At 37.6% G+C, this 15522-nt stretch carries 20 protein-coding genes and 4 pseudogenes; 21 read left to right on the plus strand and 3 right to left on the minus strand.

Annotation, left to right across the window (positions count from 1 at the left end):
* Positions 1-7: 7 nt before the first annotated feature.
* Complete coding sequence (gene rpsI / locus D7D50_RS04705; RefSeq protein WP_000075969.1) at positions 8-400, plus strand: 30S ribosomal protein S9; 393 nt, start codon at positions 8-10, stop codon at positions 398-400.
* Between the two features lie 109 nt (positions 401-509).
* Here the strand turns inward: rpsI and D7D50_RS04715 are convergent, their stop codons facing one another.
* Positions 510-731 carry a tyrosine-type recombinase/integrase gene (locus D7D50_RS04715; protein WP_002893762.1) on the minus strand — a complete coding sequence of 74 codons (222 nt, stop codon included), beginning with the start codon at positions 729-731 and terminating at the stop codon, positions 510-512.
* Between the two features lie 244 nt (positions 732-975).
* Entirely contained in the window at positions 976-1584 is a 609-nt protein-coding gene (locus D7D50_RS04720) for a DUF1269 domain-containing protein (protein ID WP_120701624.1), read from the minus strand.
* Between the two features lie 350 nt (positions 1585-1934).
* Between D7D50_RS04720 and D7D50_RS10190 the strand changes: the two are divergent.
* The 12 genes and pseudogenes from D7D50_RS10190 to D7D50_RS04790 all read left to right on the plus strand — a co-directional run.
* Positions 1935-2078 (plus strand): annotated as a pseudogene (locus D7D50_RS10190) (IS982 family transposase); the annotation flags it as partial.
* Positions 2079-2081: 3 nt separating this feature from the next.
* Positions 2082-2415 (plus strand): annotated as a pseudogene (locus D7D50_RS10230) (diacylglycerol/lipid kinase family protein); the annotation flags it as partial.
* 148 nt (positions 2416-2563) lie between these two features.
* Positions 2564-3154 (plus strand): annotated as a pseudogene (locus D7D50_RS04735) (IS256 family transposase); the annotation flags it as partial.
* Between the two features lie 180 nt (positions 3155-3334).
* Positions 3335-3613: a DUF6110 family protein gene (locus D7D50_RS04740; protein ID WP_002902306.1), complete on the plus strand. Its 279-nt coding sequence runs from the start codon at positions 3335-3337 to the stop codon at positions 3611-3613.
* Between the two features lies 1 nt (position 3614).
* Entirely contained in the window at positions 3615-5678 is a 2064-nt protein-coding gene (locus D7D50_RS04745; RefSeq protein ID WP_002893754.1) for a heavy metal translocating P-type ATPase, read from the plus strand.
* A 299-nt stretch (positions 5679-5977) separates the two neighbouring features.
* Entirely contained in the window at positions 5978-6592 is a 615-nt protein-coding gene (locus D7D50_RS04750) for a CadD family cadmium resistance transporter (protein WP_002911684.1), read from the plus strand.
* A gap of 11 nt (positions 6593-6603) precedes the next feature.
* A complete protein-coding gene (cadX, locus tag D7D50_RS04755) occupies positions 6604-6942 on the plus strand; it encodes a Cd(II)/Zn(II)-sensing metalloregulatory transcriptional regulator CadX (protein ID WP_000711078.1) in 339 nt (112 codons plus the stop codon).
* Positions 6943-6985: 43 nt separating this feature from the next.
* Entirely contained in the window at positions 6986-7120 is a 135-nt protein-coding gene (locus D7D50_RS10340; RefSeq protein ID WP_023024363.1) for a hypothetical protein, read from the plus strand.
* 923 nt (positions 7121-8043) lie between these two features.
* Positions 8044-8346: a TMEM175 family protein gene (locus tag D7D50_RS04775; protein ID WP_004240734.1), complete on the plus strand. Its 303-nt coding sequence runs from the start codon at positions 8044-8046 to the stop codon at positions 8344-8346.
* On the plus strand, positions 8271-8612 hold the full coding sequence (locus D7D50_RS04780; RefSeq protein WP_000397556.1) for a hypothetical protein: 342 nt from the start codon (positions 8271-8273) through the stop codon (positions 8610-8612). The genes D7D50_RS04775 and D7D50_RS04780 overlap by 76 nt, the downstream gene beginning before the upstream one ends.
* A 13-nt stretch (positions 8613-8625) precedes the next feature.
* The gene (locus D7D50_RS04785; RefSeq protein WP_001253404.1) at positions 8626-8949 is read left to right on the plus strand and encodes a potassium channel family protein; all 324 of its coding nucleotides are present in this window, start codon (positions 8626-8628) and stop codon (positions 8947-8949) included.
* Positions 8946-9995 (plus strand): DUF389 domain-containing protein, encoded by a 1050-nt coding sequence (locus D7D50_RS04790; protein WP_120701625.1) that lies wholly within the window; start codon positions 8946-8948, stop codon positions 9993-9995. Before D7D50_RS04785 ends, D7D50_RS04790 begins: the two co-directional genes overlap by 4 nt.
* 459 nt (positions 9996-10454) lie before the next feature.
* On the opposite strand, the pseudogene D7D50_RS04800 reads toward D7D50_RS04790, so the two are convergent.
* Positions 10455-10754: pseudogene (locus tag D7D50_RS04800) on the minus strand (tyrosine-type recombinase/integrase); the annotation flags it as partial.
* A 415-nt stretch (positions 10755-11169) separates the two neighbouring features.
* Between D7D50_RS04800 and D7D50_RS04805 the strand changes: the two are divergent.
* From D7D50_RS04805 to D7D50_RS04835, 8 genes are all read left to right on the plus strand, one after another.
* Positions 11170-11856 carry an ArsR/SmtB family transcription factor gene (locus D7D50_RS04805; protein WP_120701627.1) on the plus strand — a complete coding sequence of 229 codons (687 nt, stop codon included), beginning with the start codon at positions 11170-11172 and terminating at the stop codon, positions 11854-11856.
* Between the two features lie 442 nt (positions 11857-12298).
* Positions 12299-12613, plus strand: a complete 315-nt coding sequence (gene trxA, locus D7D50_RS04810; protein ID WP_120701628.1) for a thioredoxin — start codon at positions 12299-12301, stop codon at positions 12611-12613.
* 8 nt (positions 12614-12621) lie between these two features.
* Complete coding sequence (gene trxB / locus D7D50_RS04815; RefSeq protein ID WP_120701629.1) at positions 12622-13542, plus strand: thioredoxin-disulfide reductase; 921 nt, start codon at positions 12622-12624, stop codon at positions 13540-13542.
* The gene (locus tag D7D50_RS04820) at positions 13539-13808 is read left to right on the plus strand and encodes a hypothetical protein (protein WP_120701630.1); all 270 of its coding nucleotides are present in this window, start codon (positions 13539-13541) and stop codon (positions 13806-13808) included. The genes trxB and D7D50_RS04820 overlap by 4 nt, the downstream gene beginning before the upstream one ends.
* A complete protein-coding gene (locus D7D50_RS04825; RefSeq protein WP_120701631.1) occupies positions 13809-13988 on the plus strand; it encodes a type Z 30S ribosomal protein S14 in 180 nt (59 codons plus the stop codon).
* A 23-nt stretch (positions 13989-14011) separates the two neighbouring features.
* Complete coding sequence (locus D7D50_RS04830; protein WP_120701632.1) at positions 14012-14662, plus strand: DsbA family oxidoreductase; 651 nt, start codon at positions 14012-14014, stop codon at positions 14660-14662.
* A gap of 151 nt (positions 14663-14813) precedes the next feature.
* Positions 14814-15011: a TMEM175 family protein gene (locus tag D7D50_RS10235; RefSeq protein ID WP_227877762.1), complete on the plus strand. Its 198-nt coding sequence runs from the start codon at positions 14814-14816 to the stop codon at positions 15009-15011.
* Entirely contained in the window at positions 14972-15376 is a 405-nt protein-coding gene (locus D7D50_RS04835) for a DUF1211 domain-containing protein (RefSeq protein ID WP_227877763.1), read from the plus strand. The genes D7D50_RS10235 and D7D50_RS04835 overlap by 40 nt, the downstream gene beginning before the upstream one ends.
* The last annotated feature ends 146 nt before the right edge of the window (positions 15377-15522 follow it).

Raw genomic sequence — 15522 nt, forward strand, 5'->3', positions numbered from 1 at the left:
ATAAAGTATGTCACAAGCACAATATGCAGGTACTGGACGTCGTAAAAACGCTGTTGCACGCGTTCGCCTTGTTCCAGGAACTGGTAAAATCACTGTTAACAAAAAAGATGTTGAAGAGTACATCCCACACGCTGACCTTCGTTTGGTCATTAACCAACCATTCGCAGTTACTTCAACTGTAGGTTCATACGACGTTTTCGTTAACGTTGTAGGTGGTGGATACGCTGGTCAAGCAGGAGCTATCCGTCACGGTATCGCTCGTGCCCTTCTTCAAGTAGACCCAGACTTCCGCGATTCATTGAAACGCGCAGGACTTCTTACACGTGACTCACGTAAAGTTGAGCGTAAGAAACCAGGTCTTAAGAAAGCTCGTAAAGCATCACAATTCTCAAAACGTTAATCAATACGATTATATCAACGTTTACAGACATTCAAGAATTATTTCTTGGATGTCTTTTTTGTTTCAAAAAATCAAAGTTCACCCCAAAATTCACCCCATATTCACCCCATCAATTTTTTAAACTACGAAAAGCAATATCACCTACAGTCTGATTGACTTTATCTTTGATATTAACGTAAGTTTTTGTAATCTCTTTATCACTATGAGTAAGAGCTTCTGAGAAGGCTTCAAGAGAAACACCTGCTTGTTTAGCAAGAGTAGCACCAGTATGTCTTAGTTTGTGTGGTGATGCTGGTGCTAATTCGGGATGTCTTCGTCTGACTGATTTCATCTTGATAAAACTTAAAATTTTTCTAATTATAACGAAGCATAGTCAAAAAGCTATGACCTCTATATTCACAAAAAAATCCAGACCAATACTAGTCCAGATTTCTTGTCTATTAAACATTCTTTTCAAAGAATGGAAGAACGGCTGTAACGGCTTTGTCAACGCAATTATTTAACTGTGAGAATCCGACGCACATAAATTTTAAATGGCGTCTCAGTCACATTTAAATTTATGAGACGCTTAGACGTTAGGCTTTCAATTTGTCAAATTTTGCTTTGACATTTGCCTTGAATTCTTCAAGTTTAGACTTGCGTTCGGCTTTACGTTCAGCCTTCATTTGTGCACGTGCCTGGTTGTAGAGGTCTTCTTGGACTTGCAGAGCTGCTTCGATTTCGGCTACGACGGTTGCTACATCCCAACGCACGATTTGGGTGTCGTACTTGGTGAAGTAAGCATCGATGACTGCTTCGTTGTTTTCTTGCACCAAGGCGACAACGGCTGTTTCGCCGTCGATCAATTTTTGAGACACAACGTCAATCAAGCCAGCTTCTGCCGTATCAACGGTATCACCAGCAGCCAAACCATAGAGGCTGCCAATACCATAACCAAACAAGACGCCGATAGGACCACCCAAAAGCCCGATAACTGCACCGAGCAAGCCACCTTCTAGGGTTGCATCCGTCGTTGAATCTTCAAAGTCATAGCGTTCTTTTTCAACGATGTGACCGTTTTCATTTTTGACCAAGGCGATTTGAGCAACCTTGGTCGTCTGAGTTTGGCGGAAAGCCTTCAAATCCGCAAAGGACTGATAAGCTTCGCTTTCAGTGTTAAAGACTGAAACTACTAGGTTTTCCATAGTTAGTACCTCTTTTCTAAATATATACGTTCATTATAATACAGTTTCAATCACTTTTCAATCATTTTAGTGCGACATTTTAATTGATATGTCGCGTTTATCAGCGTCAAAGAACAGTTTCAGGCAGCGGTATATCTTTGCCATATCCCAGCCCAGACACTCTGGCGACTCTGAGTGATTATCAAGAAAGGCGTCCAGCAACATCTTAAAGCCTCCCGTGCAAAAAGTAAATAAATAGTGTTTTTCCTGTATGCCTGTCACACGGCTAAAAGACCGCTTGACCAAATCTTCCAGAAAATTATAGCAGATATTATGTACCAGCTCTGTGTAGCGAGTCTGATGAGCGTGCCGAATCACATCGACACTTTTATAGAATCTGCCAACTGTTTCCTTATGGTCGAATCCTTGAAAGAAGTCGCTTTATTCGTCGGTCAAGACAATTAATTTGGCTGGTGCAACTGATTCGCCAAGCTATGAACAAGCAATTATTACCTTTTGAAAGCAAAAATGGCAATTATGAAGGTGAAGCTACTCAGGTCTTAGTTCTTCTATCCAATTACTATGCAGACAAAAAACTATTTGATGAAAATACAGATGAATATGGAAATATCTTGATTTTAAAGGATTCATCCATCATTTCTAAATTATCGGCTATCCCAGATTTATTAAAAAGGGGATCTAGTAGGTAACAATAATATCGAATATATCAAAGTACGCAATATTAGGATTTCTTCAGAGGTTGAGTTAGAGTCAGATGTTGATGGGGATAAGTCGGATAATCTGCCAATAGATATAAAAATACTAGAAAACAGGCTTGAAAAAGGCTCGTAAAGCTAGCCAGTTCTCTAAACGTTAATTCGTTGCTGGACAGCAGAATACAAACGAAAACACTTTGCATCTTGCAAGGTGTTTTTTTCTATGAGAACTGGCGGTGCGCAATTAGGATAGCTCTAGCGACTTTAGTCGCATAGAGATATGCTATGCACAGTTGCCTCAAGAAAACAATGCTTCTTGGTCCACCCTGTTAGACAAGCTTCAAAACCAAGGAATCCAACAGATTTCTCTTGTAGTTACAGATGGCTTTAAGGGGCTTGAGCAGATTATCAGTCAGGCTCACCCATTAGCTAAACAACAATGTTGCTTAATTCATATTAGTCGAAATCTAGCTAGTAAAGTGAAACGAGCAGATAGAGCGGTTATTCTGGGGCAATTTATAATGATTTATCGTGCTGAAAATTTAGAAATGGCAGGACAAGCTTTAGAGGACTTTCTCGCCGAATGGAAACCAAAGTATAGGAAAGTCATGGAAAGTCTGGAGAAGACGGATAATCTTTTAACTTTTTATCAGTTTCCCTACCAGATTTGGCACAGCATGTATTCGACAAACCTCATTGAGTCTCTTAACAAAGAAATCAAACATCAAACGAAAAAGAAGGTTCTTTTTCCTAATGAGGAGGCTCTGGAACGTTACTTAGTTACGTTGTTTGAAGATTATAATTTCAAGCAAAGTCAACGAATCCATAAAGGGTTTGGTCAATGTTCTGATACACTTGAAAGCTTATTTAATTAACACTCCGTAACTCTACTTAAGTGTTTACACATAATTATTGACAGTATCAAAAAATAAAGTATATTGTTTTCATCATAATATAATTAAATATCAGTATAGAGAATTTTATCTATATATCAGATATCAGCAATTGCTTTTGCTGTCATTTTTCGCTACAATAGTTACAAGGAGGAAATAAACATGTTAAAAGAAGTATTAAACGTCGTAAAAGTTGCGAAAAAATCATCTCTCTTCTTAGGAGGGGTAGCATTTGGGACGCTTGGCTTGAAAGTCTTAGCAAGTAAAGAAGCTAAGAAAGGCTATTCTAAGGCCTTGGCTAAAGCTTACAAATTGAAAGATGGACTGGATGCATCTGTTTCTGTTGTAAAACAACACGGTGATGATGTTTTACAAGACGCTAAATATTTATACGAACAGGAAAAGAAAGAAGAACAATTAGATAGCCTGACAGGTGAATAATATGTCTTTTAAAGTGCTACACAGAGGATATCAACATATCCGATTATCGTCCTCGTTTTCACTGACCTTGGATATTCAAGATTATCTTCGTTCCTTGGCTAAAGATGAAAAAGGGATCGACTCTATTCAGTTTTATATGGATCAGCAGCACTTTACTCTACGTATGAAAGAAGGCTTCTCTGTATTAGAAAATGCAGAGGCCTTTTTAAAAAAAATTGACAAGGGGAAAGTTTCGGACTTGATGACTCTTCCCATTCGTAGAGAAGAGAGTGCTTATTCAATTGTATCGGGTGCAGCGATTAAGCGTTTGCTGTTTCGAAGTTTTGTACCCTACCCTATTCGTTATATTTGGACTTGTTATCAGGCTTTGGGTTATGTCAAAGAAGCCTATCAAACTTTAGCGCGCAAGGAACTAACCATGGAGGTCTTGGACTGTTCGGCCATTTTGTTGTCCTTGTTTATGAACCAATCCAAGACAGCTAGCAACATCATGTTTATGCTTGATTTGGGTAATCATCTGGATCAGTGGTCTTTAAAAAAAACAGCAACAGATTTGGAACAAAGCCTTCTTGCTAAAGAAAGTGATGTTTTCTTAGTGCGGGGAGACATGGTCATCAGCATCAAGAGTTCTGATGTTCAAGTAGGTGATGTATTAGTTGTCTCCCAAGGTAATGAAATCTTGTTTGACGGCCAAGTGGTTTCAGGATTAGGCATGGTCAATGAGAGTTCCTTGACTGGAGAGAGCTTCCCTGTTGAAAAGAAAGAGGGAGATTCTGTATGTGCGAATACTGTTTTGGAAACAGGAGAGTTAAGAATTCGTGTGACTGATAATCAGATAAACAGTCGTATTTTGCAACTCATCAATCTGATGAAAAAATCTGAAGAGAGTAAGAAGACAAAACAACGTCATTTTATTAGGATGGCAGACAAGGTTGTAAAATATAACTTCTTAGGTGCTGGTTTGACTTATCTGTTAACAGGTTCGTTTTCAAAAGCCATTTCCTTTTTATTGGTGGATTTTTCATGTGCTCTAAAAATATCCACACCTGTAGCCTACCTTACGGCCATAAAGGAAGGTCTAAATCGAGAAATGGTTATTAAAGATGGTGATGTATTAGAAAAATATCTGGAAGTGGATACTTTCTTGTTTGATAAAACGGGTACCATCACGACGAGTTATCCTTTGGTTGAAAAGGTTCTTCCTTTCGGAGATTATACTGAGAAAGATATTTTAAGAATAAGTGCATGTTTGGAGGAACATATCTATCATCCTATTGCCAATGCAATTGTTAAACAAGCTGAAATTGAAGGCATTGAACACGAAGAAATGCATGGCAAGCTTCAGTATGTTGCAAGCAAAGGGATTAAATCGCAAATTGATGGTCAATCGGTTGTCATTGGAAATTATGTACTAATGCAAGACGAACAGGTAAGAATTAGTTCTGAGCAGCTGGCCTTGATTGAGCAATATAAGACTCATTACAATTTATTGTTTTTGGCTTATAAGAAAGAATTAATTGGGATGTTTTGTATCCACACTCCCTTGAGAAGCGAGGCGAAAGTTGCATTGAAAAAGCTAAAGCGCCAAGGGAAAAAACTGATTCTGGCAACTGGTGATACGTTGGCTAGAACAGAAGAGTTGGTTAAAGATCTGCCATTTGACAACGTTTATACTGATTTAAAACCAGATGGTAAGTTTCAGTTGGTTCAGGAATTACAGAAAGCTGGCCGAACTATTTTGATGGTTGGAGACGGGTTAAACGACTCTGCTGCCTTGACGCTTGCAGATATTGGGGTTGTGATGAATGAAAGTGCTGATATTTCTAAGCAGATGAGTGATATTTTATTATTAGATAATCGTTTAGATTTCTTCGAGGAATTGAATTCTTTATCTGAATCGTTGCAGAAATTAATTCAAAGAAATATTCAAGAAACAGTTGTAATAAATGGAAGTTTAATTGGATTTGGGTTGTTAAATTGGTTAAGCCCATCTAATCTTTCGATATTGCACAATCTGACTACTTTAAGAATCGTCCTTCGTAGTCTTTCTATTAAAAGTAGGTAAGAGACCGAGAAGCTGAGGTTATAAAAACTAAAAGGAGTTGTCTCATTTGAGAATAACGGTTCTTTGTCAACTGTAGTGGGTTGGTGGAAAATTATACCCTGGAGAGGACCAAATTGGTTCTCTCCTTTTAAATATTGAAAAAACCATTGGCAGTGGACATACTTTAAGACTATATATTTCTGAAACTAGTTTCACAATACAAATATTGACATGCAATTATTAATTGGTGGATTTTAAGTTGACATCTACAAAGGTTAATGTTAGAATACATTCAAAAATATATTTGAATGAGGTGTTTTATGATTCAAAATATTGTTACTTCAATAATCCTGTATTCTGGGACAGCCGTAGACTTACTTATTATCCTAATGTTATTTTTTGCCAAAAGAAAAAGCAGAAAGGACATCATTAACATCTATTTAGGACAATTTCTAGGCTCTGTTAGTCTAATATTCCTAAGTTTGCTTTTTGCATTTGTCTTAAATTATATTCCTAGTAAAGAGATTTTAGGTTTACTCGGTTTGATTCCAATTTTCCTAGGCCTCAAAGTTTTGCTTTTAGGAGATTCTGATGGAGAAGCTATTGCAAAAGATGGTTTGCGAAAAGACAATAAAAACCTGATTTTTCTAGTCGCTATGATTACTTTTGCAAGTTGTGGCGCTGACAATATTGGTGTCTTTGTCCCATATTTTACCACCTTAAATTTAGCGAATTTGATAGTGACTTTACTTACTTTTCTAGTCATGATTTATCTCTTGGTTTTTTCTGCCCAAAAATTAGCACAAGTCCCTTCTGTTGGAGAAACTTTGGAAAAATATAGCAGATGGTTTATTGCCGTTGTCTATTTAGGATTGGGGATGTATATCCTGATTGAAAACAACAGCTTTGACATGCTATGGGCTGTGTTAGGCTAGGAGAAAAAATTATGAAAAAAGATAGTATCTGTCAAGTGGATGTTATAAATCAACAAAATGTTACAACCGCAACGAACTACCTTGAAAAGGAAAAAGTCCAAAAATCACTTCGCATTTTATCAAAATTTACCGATAATAAACAGATAAATATCATCTTTTATCTCCTTGCCGTCGAAGAACTCTGTGTCTGCGATATAGCCTGTTTATTAAATCTCAGTATGGCATCTGCCTCCCACCATCTTCGTAAACTAGCCAATCAAAACATCTTGGACACTAGAAGAGAGGGGAAAATTATATATTATTTTATAAAAGATGAGGAAATCAGAGATTTTTTTAATCAACTAGGATAACAACTATTTTTACTACTTTTCCATGATTATAGGGAGATTATATATGAAATTTTTTGATGAAAATTACTCACAAGAAATACCTACTCGTATTAAATGTTTAAGAAAAAAGTATAATTTAAAGCAAAGCGACCTAGGTAATGCAGGTCAAGTTAGGCAAATTGAAAAGGGAGAAATTTGAAAGAATTTGTATCTTTTATTTTTTGTTTCATTTATGCCCTATGCTACTGGAATAGTTAGTAGTCATTTCATGAATCATACGGCACAGCTCTTTTATGGACTGATCGTTATTGTTTCAACGGTAGCAAACTGTTTTTTACATAAAGTAATTGATAAACCCAATATAGATCAGAAAGAATTACTTGAAGCTACCGCACAATATAGGAAGTTATTGATACCTGACCTAATAATTAAAGGAGTGGGATTGATTCTATCCTTAATTGTCTATCCTCTGATTATGATGTATAGTGTTTTAATTGCGGCATTTTACATCATAACTTTAAAAACACTATCCGAAAAAAGAGTGAATAACTAAAAAACGGTGACCAAAGTTAGGTGTATTATTTTAATGCTTAGAGACCTAAACTATTTCCCCGTTTAAAAAATATTGATTCAAATTTTATGAAATCAATTAGTAGATATCGTTCTGAAAAGCCCTGATATTACGCTATTTTTAGTCCATCTGAAACCCATACTTTCCAAACCAGGCTTGAAAAAAGCTCGTAAAGCATCACAATTTAGTAAACGTTAAAACTTATTTAAACTTATTGAAAGCATTTCGTATCAAAAATACGGGATGCTTTTTCTGTTCACCCCAAATTTTTGTAACTAGGTGATACTTGAAATTAATACAAATTTGGTTGTTTTTGATAAATCTAAGCAACACTAAATGATGAAGTGAAAGGGGATGAATCTTTGATAGTATTCATTTATTGTGAAATATGATATATTTATTAATTAGATGGATGAATACTTCTAGAGTTAAATATAGCATAATAGGGACAGACTTTTTGGTTTATTTTTGTTTGTAGTCGGATTATGAAAGAATATCCAATATTATGCGATAAGATAGAATGTTACAAAAAAGAAAGGGGATGCAATCCGATGAAGAAAGACAGATTAATTGTATTGACAGATGCTGTTCTAGCAATTATTATGACCATCTTGATTTTAGAGTTAGAAAAACCAACAACACCAAGTCTTGAAGCTTTTTGGGATTTACGGCAAAATTTCTTTGCTTGTTTTCTTTCCTTTTTCTGGTTGGGATCGTTATGGATGGCACTAAACACATTATGGGAAAAGGTTGAGAAAATTTCCTCAGAAATTATTTGGTGGAATTTGTTTCTACTCTTGGAGCGGCAGGAGTTCTCTTTGGAGAATTTCATGCCATCCAAGATACCAGTCTGAATGATGTGGTGGACCGGATCTATATAAATGTCAAGGATTTACCGTTTCAGTCCTTGGGAGCTTTAGCTAATATCCTGTCTGATGTTAAGAAGGGACTGATTCAAGACAGTCATATCTGGTCTTTCTTCCAGTCATTTTTCAAACAATATCAGTTGATAATCAGCTTAAATCAGATCTATCAGTTTGTCTATCTTTCTCTGATGGAGATCATGTCCTATCTTCACTTTGATTATTGGAAAAAACGGCTCGGTCAGGAGCTAGTATGAATAAGGAGAACAAATGAGACGTTTAAAAATGTTATGGCATATTATACAGGTTACGGGTTTTACTCGGTTTGCTCTGAGTTTTGTGACCTTTGTTTTTGGGTCAGGAGGCGTGCTTTTCCTAGTTGAACCTGCTATCACAAATTACGGAGACGGTCTTTGGTATGCTTTTGTGACTTCGACGACTGTCGGCTACGGGGATCTCCTAGCTGTGACCTTGATTGGAAGGATTACCAGTGTCTTCTTGACGATTTATGGGCTCATATTTTTTGGCTGTTTATCAGCTGTTATTATTAATTATTATACCGATTTAAATAAGGAAAGAGGAGAGGACAAATGACTGCCAATTATTCAACACGGGAATTCCGTGAGAAATTATATGATGACCTTCATGTTCGATTAAGAGATACAGTGATTTTGATGTGTGCGATTTTTATTGCCTCTATAGGTCTAAATACGAATTCAACAGCTGTCATTATTGGAGCCATGTTAATTTCACCTCTCATGACACCGATTGTTGGACTGGGATTCGGTTTAGCTATTTTTGATACGCGTTTAATCAAGCAATCTCTAGAGGTTTTATTGACTCAAGTGTTGGTCAGTTTGCTTGTCTCGACTCTGTATTTCTGGATTTCTCCCTTGTCTTATGCAAGTAGCGAGTTGATCGCACGAACCTCTCCAACCATTTGGGATGTTCTCATTGCTATTGCTGGTGGGATTGCTGGTGTGATCGGTTCAAGGAAAAAAGAAGCAAACAATATCGTGCCAGGAGTAGCCATTGCTACAGCTTTGATGCCGCCTATCTGTACTGCTGGCTATGGTTTAGCTAATGGGAATGTACGATTTTTATTGGGGGCTCTCTATCTTTTCTTGATCAACTGTGTCTTTATCATGCTAGCCAACATTGTTGGAACAAGAATTTTGATGAGAAAATCTCCTTTAACTTCATTTAAAGAGCTGAGCATTAAAATGAGAATTGGCTTGATTTCTTTGATTGTATTGTTGATTCTTCCAGCTAGCTATTCGGCAGTTACTCTGACAATAGAACAAGCGCGCAAAGAAGGGATCAAACAGTTTGTAGGAAAAGAGTTCGCCAATTATACGGTTATTAATCAAGTCTACAAGTCAAGTAACAATGAATTGGTCTTGACGGTTGTTGGAGATCCGATTTCAGAAGAAGAATTAGAAACACTCCACCAAAAACAAGCCTCTTACGGTATTCAATCTGTTCAATTGAAAGTGAATCAAGTTCAGAACTCGCCAACATTAGATAGTGAAGCGACCAAGGAATTTTATGAAAACATTGACAAGTATATTGATCAAAAACTCTCTGAAAAAGATTCACAAAACGATCTCGTAAAAGAAAATGAAGCAGACAAGGATTGAGGACAATGAACTGAATCGGTTTTTACGCCGTGTTTTTCTTGTATCTTCCTCTTTCTTACTTATAGCAGGTTGTTTTTGCTTGAATAAGAAATAAATTAGAAGTTCTATCATCTAAGAAAAATGATGAAAAAAATCATTTAACTAATGGTGTGAACGTTTAGTGTTTATCAGCTCCATTCTCTGTAATTTTGGGGGTAAAATCCACACCATTTAGATAAAATTAGTTGAATTTGATTGGAAAAACGCTTTTATAAAAGCGGAGAAAAGTCTTGATATTACGCTGTTTTTAGTCCAACTGAAATTCATACTTTCCAAACCAGGTCTTAAGAAAGCTCGTAAAGCATCACAATTCTCAAAACGTTAATCAACACGATTATATCAACGTTTACAGACATTCAAGAATTTTTTCTTGGATGTCTTTTTTTGTTCAAAAAACTAAAGTTCACCCCAAAATTCACCTTATTGTTTTAGTGATTTTAAGGCAAATTCACCAACTGCCATAGGAACGACATTAGAAGTATTGACATAATTCTGAGTTGTTCCTGTATCGCTATGAGTCAAAGCTTCGGAAATAGCTTCTAAACTCATGCCGGATTCTTTAGCTAAAGTTGCTCCTGTATGGCGTAACTTGTGAGGTGTGGCATGTGCAAGTTCAGGGTATCGCTTTCTGATAGTCTTCATCTTATTGTTGAGATAGTCAGCGTGTAAAGGTTTATTGACGTTTCTTTTGGTGTCTATATAAGTAAAGACAAACTGTTCAGAGAGTATGTCTTGCATGCTGTTTACTTCTTGTCTCTTGTTTTAGGCTTTGAGATAATAGCGACAACAGAAGTAGTTGTGGACTATTTTTATGAATGTTCAAATTAATCATTAGAAAATTGTTGGCAGTTGAGAGCTCTAAGTAAATCATTTTGATACAATTTATAGTCGCACATAGATAGTATGTCACAAAAGAAACTGCGGCTCGTTAAAAATTTCATTTTTTCAGAGATAGGTCTCTTTTTACATGATTTGCCTATTAATATGAGTAAATGTTAAGGATAAGTATTCTTTTTATTGTTTGGCGAATGCCGCCCTTTTGCCACAAAGGAGTATCAACATCTTTCGAATGGAATAGTTGACAACTGTTTTTAAGAATTATACTATTGAATTGAATAGATAAGGAGTTGATTTGATGCAAGAGACAATGATTGATTACAAACAAAATATTTACCAAGAGCTATCTCGCTTAACAAAGGGGATAGGAAGTGAGAAGCGTCTTGATATTTTAAATATATTATCACAGGGACCAAAGACAGTTGAGGGAATTGCGCATGCGACGGGTCTCTCTGTTGCCAATACTTCGCGCCACCTTCAGGTTTTAAAAGAAAGTCACTTGGTGGTGACGAGTCGAAATGGTAATTTTATCCGTTATAGCTTGGCTTCTGAAAAGGTTGTCCAGTTAGTCCTTCTGTTATTTGCCGTCGGTGAAGAACAGTTAGCAGAAGTCAGAGCGATTGAGTCAGCCTATGATGAGGCAGCTGGTGTTCCTCAGATTGAGCTCGCGAATGCAATTGAATTAGCAGCTAAGACAGATGCTCTCCTACTTGATTTAAGGCCTGTTGAGGAGTATGAGGCAGGGCACTTGCCAAAAGCTCTTAATTTACCAATCGATGAGTTTGATCAAAAAAAAGCTCAGCTTCCCAAAGAGAAGACCATCATTGTTTATTGTCGCGGGCGCCAATGTGGCTATGCTAACCTAGCAGCACAGGATTTACAGAGTTTGGGCTACAGTATCTATAGTCTCAATCGCAGTTTTGCTGATTGGAAGTGGGGTGCATCCTCTCGTTCAGAACTTGAGAGTGGGGACAGAAATCGGTAATTCGTTAGAATTCGATTTCGTCGTCCCACCTCCGCACAGTTGAGTAGGGTTGTAAAAGCTGATGAAATCAGTCTAGTAGAGCCCACTCAACCACTGCGTCTTGCTCGAAAATCCAAAAACAATTGAGAGGCTAGGACTTTTGTCCCAGCCTCTTTTCTTATAACCGGAGACTCGTGAGCAAAATCATTGCAAAATAGATTTAGTGTGCTATAATTCAATTATTCAATAAAAAAGTTGAATTTCTTTTTTACTCAACCTATTCAACAATTTTATTGAATTATATCTTTGAAATGCTTCTTATTTAGTATCTCAAAGAAACTAAGTGATACAAATTGGATTTTTAAAAGGGCTAAGTTAACCTTTTTGAAATTCATTCTTTTATTCTTATACTATTCAATTATATGATTGAATAGTAGCGATTTATTTTAGATAGGAGTTTTTTATGACGACACAACTAACAACCGAAACATTTGCTAAAGCTATCCAAAATGGGGTGAGTCTTATCGATTTTGGGGCGCAGTGGTGCCCACCTTGTCGGATGATGGAACCGGTAGTGGAAGAACTTACAAAGGACTTTGACGGAAAAGCAACGATTGCTCAGGTGGATGTGGACCAATCACAAGATCTGGCCAATCTCTTTGGCATCCGTTCTATCCCAACAATGGTGATTTTTAAAGATGGCAAACCCGTTGATGCTCTTGTTGGTGTTCATCCTAAACAAACATTGATGGAAAAAATCCAAGCACAGTTATCATGAGGTGATTTATGTATGATACAATTATTGTAGGTTCAGGACCTGCAGGGTACACAGCTGGCATTTATTTAAGTCGAGCTGGTTTGAAAAATCGATTGATCACAGGCTATTCTGAGGGGGGGCAATTAACCACCACAACCCTCGTAGAAAATTATCCAGGTTTTGAAAACGGGATTGAAGGCAATAAATTAGTCCAAACAATGCGCCGCCAAGCAGAACAGTTTGGCACCGAAATGACCTTTGGATTTGTTCAAAAAATTGAAGGCGAATCTTCTCCTTTCAAGGTACATCTGGATAATGGTGAAATCATTGATACCAAGGCCGTTATTATCGCAACAGGCTCTAGCGCTAAATACCTAGGGATTGAAGGCGAAGAAGAGGCCGTCGGAAAAGGTGTCAGCGCTTGTGCGACCTGTGATGCTTTCTTCTATAAAGAGCGTGAAGTCCTTGTAGTTGGCGGGGGTGATGTCGCTATGGAAGAAGCCCTCTATTTAACACGCTTTGCATCGAAAGTGACCGTTGTCCACCGCCGCAATGAGTTACGCGCATCTGATATTATGGTCAAACGGGCTCAGGCAAATGATAAAATTCATTGGATGTTAAATTACACGCCTGTCAAAGTTACATCTAATCTGATGGGAATGACTGGTTTGGATGTTCGTAATAATGAAACAGGTGATATTGAGCACATTCAGGCTGACGGTCTCTTTGTGGCCATTGGTCATCAGCCAAACACCGATTTTCTTGATGGGAAATTAGCATTGGATGATAAAGGCTATATTCAAACACAGGCAGGAACAGCAAAGACCTCTGTTGCAGGTATTTTTGCAGCTGGTGATGTGCAAGATCCAAAATACCAACAAGCCATTACTGCAGCAGGCAGCGGTGCCATTGCTGCCCTAGATACATTGGCCTATATTGATAACCTATGATGAAATCAGTCACGTCTAGTATCGAATTAGAAGAACTGTTAGCCGAACATCAAAATCTAGCTCTTCTTGTTTCAGGAAATCAATGCAGTCTATCGTCTCTTGGACAAAAAGAACTCATAGACACGGCTGAACGAGAGCATTTGGTGCTTTACCAAGCAGATATTTTTCAAGTGCCCCGTCTCATTTCTTTATTTGGCATTCAGCCCACCCTGACGAGTTTATTAATCTTTAAAAAGGGTCAATTAGTGGAGAAGAAAGAGGTTTAAATGGCAAGAAAAGCTTTGATACAAAGGAAAAAGAAGGCCTACACGGTTCAAGAATACTCACGCTGTTTGGCATGCGGCCGCCCGCATTCGGTCTACCGCAAGTTTAAACTTTGTCGGATTTGTTTACGCCAGCAAGCTTACCAAGGTGTCATTCCTGGGTTGAAAAAAGCTTCTTGGTAGTGGAAAGAAAGGAAGGAAGAAATATGGAAATTAGTTACTGGTCAGATATTGCCTGTCCATTTTGTTACATTGGTGCTAGTCGGATGAAGCGTGCTATGGCAGCTGTTGGTTTAAACCCGGAAGATTTGATAATGAAAGCTTACCAGCTAAATCCCAATGCGCCTTTAGAAACAAGTGAAACCATGCTCACAGAGTTTGCTGCCAGTCACGGTATGACCACTGAGCAAGCTAAAGCTCAGTTTGCGCACATGGAAAGTATGGGAAATGAAGAAGGGCTTCGTATTGATATGGCGGGGATTATCCCAACCAACACCTTTTCAGCTCACCGTCTTATTAAATGGTCGCAGAAGTATTTAGATAAAAAAGATCATCAAAATTTCATTACGGCCTTGTACCATCTTTACTTTGAAGAACATGCCAATATTGCGGATCATTCTGTGTTACTAGCTGTTATTAGTGAGTTCGCTCTACCACAAGAAGAGGCAGCGCAGGTACTTGCTGGAGATGCGTTTGCTGACGAAGTCAAACGCGATATCTTAGAAGCCCATCAGTCAGGCGTTCAAGGTGCACCTTTCTTTGTTCTGAACAATAAGTATGGCATTTCAGGTGCTCAGCCTTATGAATACATGTTAGCGGTATTAAAACAAATTCAAGCAGAGGAAGGAGAACAATAACATGATAGATACCCCTTTTCAACTACTAGATAGCAATTCAGAAGAGAAAAGTTTAGTTTGTGGGATTGATGGCTGCAGCATAGAGCCCTCAGCACAGCCGTTAGAAACTCCCTCTCAGCCATTAGAAAAAAGCAGTCATTAGGAGGACAGAATGGAAAAACAAAGAGTAGAAGCTTTGTCAGATGCTATATTGGCCATTATTGTCACAATTATGGCCTTGGAGTTACAGTTACCTAATGAATTGACCGTAGCAGGACTTAGAAGCATGCTACCCATGCTTTTTATCTACATTACTAGTTTTTTGCAAATATGGCAGTCTGGCTATATTATCATGAACTCTACAAATTAGTAGATCATGTCAGCTTTCGTTTATTTGGAGCCAATAGTTTTTGGCTTTTAACAGCTAGTTTTGTTCCCTTAGCGACTCGAGGGATTGGACAGCATTCCGCTAATTTTGCCTTTCTCCTGTTTTACCTCATCGTTCTTGCCCTTTGGGATGTAGCTTGGATAATTATGACAGCAATGGTGATCAAGACGAGTCAAAGACCGTTATCAGCTGAAGAAAAAAAGATACCTTATCGGTGGGCACTATTATATGGATTGCAGCTAGTACTCATATTATTAGTTGGTTATCTTTTTCCAAATTTCATTCCTTTTGCCCCGCTACTGATGATTATTAATGTTATCTATGGTTTTTTAAACAACAAATCTTGAAAAAGACTAAAAATAATGGCTAACTAGCATCGGTTATAAAAACCAGGCTTGAAAATGGCCCGTAAAGCATCACAATTTAGTAAACGTTCTTCGAAAGAACTACAATACTTACAAAGAGCACCTTTCGAGGTGTTTTTTCCTATACC

The sequence above is a fragment of the Streptococcus koreensis genome (genome assembly GCF_003627135.1).
In the GTDB taxonomy this organism is placed as follows: domain Bacteria; phylum Bacillota; class Bacilli; order Lactobacillales; family Streptococcaceae; genus Streptococcus; species Streptococcus ilei.